The sequence below is a fragment of the Paenibacillus sp. genome (assembly GCF_035645235.1).
Taxonomy (GTDB): Bacteria; Bacillota; Bacilli; order Paenibacillales; family YIM-B00363; genus Paenibacillus_AE.
Window position 1 is genome coordinate 1 of record NZ_DASQMZ010000046.1, and the last position, 8,927, is coordinate 8,927.

Sequence of the window (8,927 nt, forward strand, 5' to 3'; positions counted from 1 at the left end):
GCATCCGCAGGAGCCGGAAGACAGCTACGGCTTGTCTAAGATCGTCAATGAGCAGACGGCCGACATGTTCGCGCGGCGCGTCGGCATGCAGGTCGTGTCGTTCCGGTTCGGCAACGTCATTACGCCGGCGATGTACGCCGACTTCCCGCGTTTCATCCATAAGCCGGAAGAACGCGAGGTCATCCTGTGGAGCTACATCGACGCGCGGGACGCCGCCGTCGCGTGCCGGCTCGCGATCGAGGCGGAGGGGCTCGGCGCCGTCGCGCTCAACCTGGCGAACGACGAGACGAGCATGGACGTGCGGACGCGGGATCTGCTGGCGGCTCGGTATCCGGAGGTGACCGACATTCGGGCGCCGCTCGACGGGTACGAGACGCTGCTGGACAGCTCGAAGGCGAAGCGGCTGCTCGGCTGGGCGCCGCAGCATCGATGGCGGGATTACGTACGAACGAAGTGAAGAGGTGCGGGGTCGCCGAGCGTCGGAGGTCCCGTTTTTTTGGTTGAAAAAAACCGCCGCGGCGCGGGGCCGTCGGCGGTTGGGCGAGACATTGCTTTAAATTTTCATAACGCCGCCGGTGGAGGCGGAGGTGACGAGCTTGGAATAACGCGCGAGGTAGCCTGTCTTTACCTTCGGCTCGAATTCCTTCCATTCGGTCTTCCGGCGCTGCTCGAGCTCTTCGTCGCTGACCATGAGCGTGATCTTGCGATTGTTCAGATCAAGCTCGATCTCGTCGCCGTCATGAACGAAGGCGATCGGACCGCCTTCGGCCGCTTCCGGCGAGATGTGGCCGATGGAGATGCCGCGCGATGCGCCCGAGAACCGGCCGTCGGTGATGAGGCCGACCTTCGCGCCGAGGCCCATGCCGACGATTTGCGACGTCGGCGCGAGCATCTCCGGCATGCCGGGGCCGCCCTTCGGCCCTTCGTAGCGAATGACGACGACGTGGCCTTCCTTCACCTTGCCGTTCGCGATGCCGGCGAGCGCTTCCTCTTGCGAGTCGAAGCAAATCGCAGGTCCCTTGTGGTAGCCGCCGACCGACTTGTCGACCGCGCCGACCTTGACGATCGCGCCGTCCGGGGCGAGGTTGCCGAACAGGACGGCGAGTCCGCCGCGCTCGCTGTGCGGGTTGTCGATCGGGCGAATGACTTCCTTGTTCAAGATGTCGCAGCCGGCGACGCTCTCGCGGAGCGTCTTGCCCGTGACGGTCATCTGATCGGGATGCAGCGCGCCTTCTTTCTTGAGCAGCTCGTTGAGCACGGCGCTGACGCCGCCGGCGTTGTGCACGTCCTCGATGTGCCAGTCGGATGCCGGCGCGATCTTCGCGAGGTGCGGTACGCGTTCGGCGACTTCGTTGATGCGGCCGATCGGATACTCGAAGCCGGCTTCATGCGCGAGCGCGAGCGTGTGCAGCACGGTGTTCGTGGAGCCGCCGAGCGCCATGTCGAGCGCGAACGCGTTGTCGATCGTCTCGATCGTCACGATGTCGCGCGGCTTCAGGTCCATCTTAATGAGCTCCATCAGCTGCTTCGCGGACTTGCGAACGAAGTCGCGGCGCTCCGGCGCGACGGCGAGAATTGTGCCGTTGCCCGGCAATGCAAGGCCGAGCGCCTCCGCGAGGCAGTTCATCGAGTTCGCCGTGAACATGCCGGAGCAGGAGCCGCACGTCGGGCAGCCGTATTGCTCGAGCTCGGTCAAGCTCTTCTCGTCGATCTTGCCCGCTTGGAACGCGCCCACGCCCTCGAATACCGAGGACAGCGAAATCGAGCGGCCGTCGGACGTCTTGCCGGCCTTCATCGGGCCGCCGGAGACGAATACGGTCGGGATGTTGACGCGCAGCGCGCCCATCATCATTCCGGGCGTAATCTTGTCGCAGTTCGGGATGCACACCATGCCGTCGAACCAATGCGCCGAGACGACCGTCTCGAGCGAGTCTGCGATAATTTCGCGGGACGGCAGCGAGTAGCGCATGCCGATGTGCCCCATCGCGATGCCGTCGTCGACGCCGATCGTATTAAACTCGAACGGCACGCCGCCCGCTTCGCGAATCGCTTCCTTGACGATCTTGCCGAACTCCTGCAGGTGCACGTGGCCCGGCACGATGTCGATGTATGAGTTGCATACCGCGATGAACGGTTTGTCGAAATCTTCCTCTTTCACGCCCGCGGCCCGCAGCAAGCTTCTGTGCGGCGCCCGGTCGAAGCCGCGCTTGATCATATCGGAGCGCATCTTTGCCTTTGCCATGTTCTGTTTCTCCTCCGTTCTTATCTTCGAAAAAAAGTAGCATATTACACTCGAGTGTAACATATTTATGTACGTTGCGACATCCGAAGCGGAGAAAAAGTATTCCCAACGCCGCGAAGCCGCGAAAGCGAGGCTTACGCCTTCTCAGGAAAGCGTATTTGCCGGGGCGATTTGGATTGCATTTTCCGAAGTTCTTCGAAATTGTTACACGGAAACGCGTGGAGCGCCGGGAAACGGGGCATACTGGAAAACACATCATTCTACGGTCAAGAGGAATCCTGTATGTTTTCTAGATGGCAAAGCGCGCCCGGCAGCACCTTCTCGCATCGGCTGTTTACGAAGCATCACGACGAAATTAATAGCTTATATTGGTCGCATATGCTCGCGGCGAAGCGGACGACGGACGTCGTCAAGAAAGCGGACAAGCGGCTGCGGCCGACGACGGTGTTCACCGTGCCCCGCAAGCACCAAAGACGCATCGCCCCGACGCTGGAGCGGTGGGAGAAGGACTTCAAGGATTTCAACAATTGGGTTCGTCTATCCGCCTCCGTCGCGGTGAACTCCTATATGGAAATTTATTTGCGCAATATCAGCGCCCTCGCGATCGAATCGAACCCGGGACTCATTATCGGAGCGCCGGGGGCGATCGACGGGGTGACACTGCTCAAATCCCGGCCGGGGTACAACTATTCGGAGTATGCGGTGCATTTCACGAAGGGCGATTGGAACACGCGCATCCAGCATTACGAGCGGCTGTTCGGACCGGCGCCGGCGAAGCTGCGGGAATACGTCAAGGAGCTCAACGAGCTGCGGAAGATGCGCAACGGCGTCGGCCACGCCTTCGGGCGGAGCACCGACGAATACGAGACGGGGCTGCAGACGGAGCCGAAGCCGATGATGCGCTTGTCGGAGGATCGGTTCGGTTTTTGGCTGCGGATGGCGGAGGAAGTGACGGCCGCGATCGACGGCCACCTGAAAGAGAAGCATATCGGGCAGTACGAACGATTGCTTTATTACCACAACTGGCTTACGAAAAGGGAAGGCCCCCGCACCGAAAACGACGCGCTGGCACTGCAGCGCGCCTTCCTGGCCGACACGGGGGAGACGATCGATCTCGGTACGTTGAAGGGTCTAATCGACTATTATCACGATTGCTGATTGCCGCCGCCGATGCCGGCGTAATAATTGCCCCAGTGCGGCTGGGAGCCGTCCGCGTCGCGGATGCCGTATTCCTCGGCGCATCGCCACGTGCTGAACGCTTGGCCGGATTTGCTCAGGATGTCCGGATCGCTCGCGAGCGCGACGACGGCCGCGCCGATGTACGCCGGCGTCTCGGAGCACGCCCGGAAGTGCGGATCAGGCGCTTGTCGCCAGGTTTGTTCGGTGACGCCGAAGTGGGCGAGCATCTGTTCGGAGCGCAGGAAGCCCGGGGTGAGCGAAACCGCCGCGACGCCGTAAGGCTTTAATTCGCAGGCGAGCGCCTGCGCCAAGTGGATGTTCGCGGTTTTGGCGAGACTGTAGCCGACGCTGCCGCGGAAGTCGTAGTTCATGCCGTCCGTTATTTCGATGACGAGTCCCCCTTTGTTGTTGACGAGCAGCGGCACCCCATAATAGCTCGTGATGAGATGCGCGCGGACGGCGCGGTCCTGCATGACGAGCGCGTTCGAAAGCGGCTGCTCCCAGAACTTGCGCCCGAAGTCGATATACCGCTCGCATCCCCATACGTCGTTCACGAGGAGGTCGAGCCGGCCTCCTTGTTCGCGTTCAACCCGCTCGAACAGCGCCTGCACCTGCGCCTCTTCCGTATGGTCGGTGCGCACCGCAATTCCGTGACCGCCCGCCGCCGTCACGAGCTCCGCCGTCTCTTCGATCGTCTCGGAGCGGTCGACGTCGGACCGCGTCTCGCGCGTCGTGCGTCCCGTCACGTAGACGGTCGCCCCGGCTTCCCCCAGTTTAACCGCGATGCCCCGCCCTGCCCCCCGCGTCGCCCCCGCGACGACGGCGATCCGTCCTTCTAGCGGCTTGTTTCCGTGTGCGTTTCCGTTTTCGTTTCCGTTCATCTCTCTTCTTCCTCCTGATTTGCGTAGTATCGTCTACTCGAAACCAATTTTACGCTGCAAATATGTCATCCTTTGACTTATTGATGTGGTATCTTTGGAAGTAAGGTATATCCCGGGTCCCGGCCGGCTTTGCGTGTCGCGCGGGATACGGGGCGAGTTAGCGGAGAACTCCGGTAAGTAGGCGGGATAGCGGCGGAAACGGGGCGAGTTAGCGGAGAACTCCGGTAAGTCGACGGGGTAACGACGGAAAGCGGGCGAGTTAGCGGAGAACTCCGGTAAGTAGGCGGGGTAACGGCGGAAAGCGGGCGAGTTAGCGGAGAACTCCGGTAAGTAGGCGGGGTAACGACGGAAAGCGGGCGAGTTAGCGGAGAACTCCGGTAAGTAGGCGGGATAACGGCGGAAAGCGGGCGAGTTAGCGGAGAATTCCGGTTGCGGGGCTACATGTTTAAGGAGGCGCTTCTGCATATGAAGGCGGATCGGTTGATTTCCATCTTATTTGCGTTGCAGCAAGGGGCGACGTTAACGGTACGCGAGTTAGCGGATCGTCTCGAGGTGTCGCCGCGGACGGTGACGCGCGATCTCGAGGCGTTGGCCGCATCGGGAGTACCCGTGTATGCGGAGCGCGGATACGGGGGCGGCTGGAAGCTCGCCGAGGGCTTCCGCGCGCGGTTTAACGGACTGAAGCGGGACGATCTTGAGCGGCTGCTGCTGGCGCGGTCGACGTCGGCCAAGCTTTTTGCAGACCTCGGCCGGGAGAAGGAGTTCGGCGAGACGTGGGACAAGTTGCTCCAAGCGGCGACAGCCGGAGGGAATGTCGACGCGGCTGCGGTGCGGGAGCGAATTCATATCGACGGCGCGGGCTGGCGGGAGTCGTTCGAGACGCTTCCCTGGCTTCCGCCTCTATACGACGCAGTATGGGATTGCCGGAAACTTACGATCCGGTACGCGCGGGACGAAGCGGATCGCGAGTTGCTTCCGCTCGGACTCGTAGCGAAAGGCAACGCGTGGTACGTCGTCGGTTCGACCGGCGGAAACCTCCGGACGTACCGCGTGTCGCGGATCACGGCGCTGACCGAGACGGACGAGACGTTCGGCCGACCGGCGGGTTTCGACTTAGAAAGCTATTGGCAAACGTCGATGGCTTCATTCCGCGAGCGATTGCCGACGTATACGGTACGATTGCGTCTCGATGGAGCGGCATACGAGCGGCTGCGGGACATGAGATTCACGAACGTGCTGGAAGCGCGAACGACCGAATCGCCGAAGGATGGGGAGGCATCGAAATACGAAGTGGAGGCGGACTTGCAAACAGAAGCGTACGCGGTCGAGTGTTTGTTGAGGCTGGGCGGAGAAGGCGTCGAGCTGCTCGATCCGGCGGAACTCATCGTGTCGGTACGTGAGGCGGTACGTCGGCTCGCTGAAGCATACGGGGCGTGAACATCTAGACAGGGAAGCGAAGAAGTGAAGGAGTGACGCGCGCTGTAAAATCGGCGGGGAGGCTGGTGCGGAGTGGGCGCGGAGGCGCCGGGCTCGCGGGTAGCGGGCGCGGGGGCGGCGGGCTCGCGGAAAGCAGGGGCGGGCCGGCGGCGAAGGCGCCGGGGTACGGCGAATGCGCGAGGGCGGCGAATACGCCCGGGGCGCGGCGAACGCAGCAGGGCGCGGGGCCGGCTAGCGCCGTTCCGTAGACGGCGGCACCGCGGCGCCGATCGCGTCGCTCGCGACGTCCGCGTCGATCCAGTCGCCCGCCCACTTCTGCACCTCGCGGAACAGCGGCTCGAGCGCGCGGCCCTTGGCCGTTAGCGCATATTCGATGCGCACCGGCGTCTCGGGCAGCACGGTGCGCGACACGATGCCCTCCGACTCCAGCTCCTTCAGCCGCTCCGACAGCACGCGGCCGCTGAGGCTCGGGAGCGCCGTTTCGATTTGGCAAAATCGCTGCGGGCCCTCCATCAGCCGAAAAATAATCAAGCCGGACCAACGCTTGCTGATGAGCTGCATCGCCTTCTCGAACCGGGGACAAAGCGCGGATCCTTCCATCGTTCTCACCTCGTTACCCGCATTATACCCCAAACGGGGCGCGGGTGGTATAATGCAGGAAGCGCAAAACCATAATCCCGTTTCCCCCTATAAAGGAGCACTCATGATCGCATCGCAATCCACTCAATTTCTAAAACGCTACTTCGGCTACGACTCGTTCAAGAGCGGGCAGGAGGAGCTCATCCAGAACATCTTGCAGGGCCGCGACGTGCTCGGCGTCATGCCGACGGGCGCGGGCAAGTCCGTCTGTTATCAAATTCCGGCGGCGATGCTGCCCGGCGTCACGCTCGTCGTATCGCCGCTCATCTCGCTCATGAAGGACCAGGTCGACACGCTGCAGCAGATCGGCATCAAGGCGACGTTCATCAACAGCTCGGTGACGGCCGAGGAGCTGCGCGAGCGGATGCGCGGCATGCGAAACGGCGAGTACACGCTCGTATACGTCGCGCCCGAGCGGCTCGAGTCGGAGCGGTTCGTGTCGCTGCTCGAAGAGCTGCCGATTCCGCTGCTCGCGGTCGACGAGGCGCACTGCGTCTCGCAGTGGGGCCACGACTTCCGCCCGAGCTACATGAACGTCGGCCGCCTGATCGCGAAGCTGCCCAAGCGCCCCGTCGTGGCGGCGTTCACGGCGACGGCGACGGATTCGGTCAAGCAGGATATCGTGAAGCATCTGCGCATGAACGACCCGTACAAAGTCACGACGGGCTACGCGCGGGACAACCTGACGTTCTCGGTCGTGAAGGGAGCGGACAAGCGCGAGTTTCTCAAGGCGTTCGTCCGCAACCGCAAGAACGAATCGGGCATCGTGTACGCCTCGACGCGGAAGGAGGTCGAGGAGACGCATCGTTTTCTGGAGAAGCTGGGGTTGAAAGTCGGCCGGTACCATGCGGGCCTCTCCGACGACGAGCGGCAGCGCAATCAGGAGCTGTTCCAGTTCGACGACCTCAAGTGGATGGTGGCGACGAACGCGTTCGGCATGGGCATCGACAAGTCGAACGTCCGGTACGTCATTCACTATAATCTCCCGAAAAACATAGAGTCGTATTATCAGGAGGCGGGACGCGCCGGGCGCGACGGGGAGCCGAGCGAATGCGTGCTGTTATACGGGCCGCAGGATATCGTCACGCAGAAGTTCTTGATCGAGCAAAACCACGAGTTCGACGAGGAGCGTCGGCGCATCGAGTACGCGAATCTGAAGGCGATGATCGACTACTGCCATACGTCAGGCTGCCTGCAGACGCATATCGTTCGGTATTTCGGCGGCGAGGAAACTGCCGACTGCGGCCGATGCGGCAACTGCACGGACGAGCGCGAGGCGGTCGACGTGACGGAGGAGGCGCAGAAGACGTTCTCGTGCGTCGCCCGCATGCGGCAGCGGTTCGGCATCAACCTGACGGCGAAGGTGCTGCGCGGCGCGAACGACGCGAAGGTGCGGCAATTCGGCTTCGACCGGCTGTCGACGTACGGAGCGCTGAAGCAATATAAGGAAAAGGATCTCGTCAACCTGCTCAACGCGTTCGTCGCCGAGGGCTATCTCGCGATGTCGGACGGGCAGTACCCGACGATCGCGCTGACGAACAAGGCCGTCGCCGTGCTCGAAGGGCAGGAGCGGGTGTTCCTGCGCATTACGCGCGTGGAGGAGGCGGCCGCCGGCGGGGAGGAGACGCACGACTTGGCCGGGCGCGGCGACCTGTTCGACGAGCTGCGCCGGGTGCGCAAGGAGCTCGCGGACAAGGCGAAGGTGCCGCCGTTCACGATTTTCCACGATGCGACGCTGCGCGAGATGTGCGCGAAGCTGCCGCGGTCCGAGGAGGCGCTGCTCGGCGTCAAGGGCGTCGGCGAAAACAAGGCGGCGAAGTACGGCCGCGCCTTCTTAGCAGTTATAAGAGCGTACGAGGAATAAGGGGGTTCGGCGGGGATGCCGGATGCGTTGAAGGACGTCTATAACCGAGATTTTTTTGAAAAGGTCGCCGCCGCCGCGCGCAACGCGTACCCGGCGTTCGATCGCGAGGCGTTCCTCGCGCGGGTGTTTACGCCGGCGTGGGGGGCGCTCGAGCTGAAACAGCGCATGCGGCACGGCGCGTCCGCGCTGCGGGCGTCGCTGCCTGAGCGTTACGTCGAGGCGCTCGACGTCGTGCTCGCGATGGCGGACGGCTGCGGCGCCGGCCTCGCGCAGATGATGCTGCCCGATTTCGTGGAAGCGTACGGACTGGACGAGCCGGACGTTTCGATTCCGGCGCTCGCGCGGCTGACGCGGTACTCCAGCAGCGAATTCGCGGTGCGGCCGTTCCTGGTGCGGTACCCGGAGCGGACGCTGGCCGCGATGCTGGCGTGGGCTGAGGACGAGAGCGAGCATGTGCGCCGCCTCGCGAGCGAGGGCAGCCGCCCCCGGCTGCCGTGGGCGATGGCGCTGCCAGCGTTCAAGCGCGACCCGACGCCGACGCTGCCGATTTTGGAACGGCTGAAGGCGGACCCGTCGGAGTATGTGCGGCGCAGCGTGGCGAACCACCTGAACGATATCTCGAAGGACCATCCGCGGCTCGCGCTGGACGTCGCGCGGCGGTGGAAGGGCGTCTCCCCGGAGACGG

At 63.2% G+C, this 8,927-nt stretch carries 8 protein-coding genes; 5 read left to right on the top strand and 3 right to left on the bottom strand.

What is annotated here, in order from left to right:
• A partial coding sequence (locus tag VEZ38_RS03885; RefSeq protein WP_324892029.1) for an NAD(P)-dependent oxidoreductase occupies positions 1-457 on the top strand: 457 nt, incomplete at its 5' end.
• Positions 458-553: 96 nt separating this feature from the next.
• Here VEZ38_RS03885 and ilvD read toward each other — a convergent pair.
• Positions 554-2,242 carry a dihydroxy-acid dehydratase gene (ilvD, locus tag VEZ38_RS03890; RefSeq protein WP_324892030.1) on the bottom strand — a complete coding sequence of 563 codons (1,689 nt, stop codon included), beginning with the start codon at positions 2,240-2,242 and terminating at the stop codon, positions 554-556.
• Positions 2,243-2,524: 282 nt separating this feature from the next.
• Here ilvD and VEZ38_RS03895 point away from each other — a divergent pair, with 282 nt between their 5' ends.
• The gene (locus VEZ38_RS03895) at positions 2,525-3,400 is read left to right on the top strand and encodes a hypothetical protein (protein WP_324892031.1); all 876 of its coding nucleotides are present in this window, start codon (positions 2,525-2,527) and stop codon (positions 3,398-3,400) included.
• On the opposite strand, the gene VEZ38_RS03900 is transcribed toward VEZ38_RS03895, so the two are convergent.
• On the bottom strand, positions 3,388-4,302 hold the full coding sequence (locus VEZ38_RS03900; protein ID WP_324892032.1) for an SDR family oxidoreductase: 915 nt from the start codon (positions 4,300-4,302) through the stop codon (positions 3,388-3,390). The genes VEZ38_RS03895 and VEZ38_RS03900 overlap by 13 nt on opposite strands.
• A 465-nt stretch (positions 4,303-4,767) precedes the next feature.
• Between VEZ38_RS03900 and VEZ38_RS03905 the strand changes: the two genes are divergently transcribed.
• Positions 4,768-5,739 (top strand): helix-turn-helix transcriptional regulator, encoded by a 972-nt coding sequence (locus tag VEZ38_RS03905; RefSeq protein ID WP_324892033.1) that lies wholly within the window; start codon positions 4,768-4,770, stop codon positions 5,737-5,739.
• A 231-nt stretch (positions 5,740-5,970) separates the two neighbouring features.
• Here VEZ38_RS03905 and VEZ38_RS03910 read toward each other — a convergent pair whose 3' ends face one another.
• On the bottom strand, positions 5,971-6,339 hold the full coding sequence (locus VEZ38_RS03910) for a winged helix-turn-helix transcriptional regulator (protein WP_324892034.1): 369 nt from the start codon (positions 6,337-6,339) through the stop codon (positions 5,971-5,973).
• Positions 6,340-6,445: 106 nt separating this feature from the next.
• On the opposite strand from VEZ38_RS03910, the gene recQ reads away from it, so the two are divergent.
• Entirely contained in the window at positions 6,446-8,242 is a 1,797-nt protein-coding gene (gene recQ / locus VEZ38_RS03915; RefSeq protein WP_324892036.1) for a DNA helicase RecQ, read from the top strand.
• Between the two features lie 15 nt (positions 8,243-8,257).
• A partial coding sequence (locus tag VEZ38_RS03920) for a DNA alkylation repair protein (RefSeq protein ID WP_324892035.1) occupies positions 8,258-8,927 on the top strand: 670 nt, incomplete at its 3' end.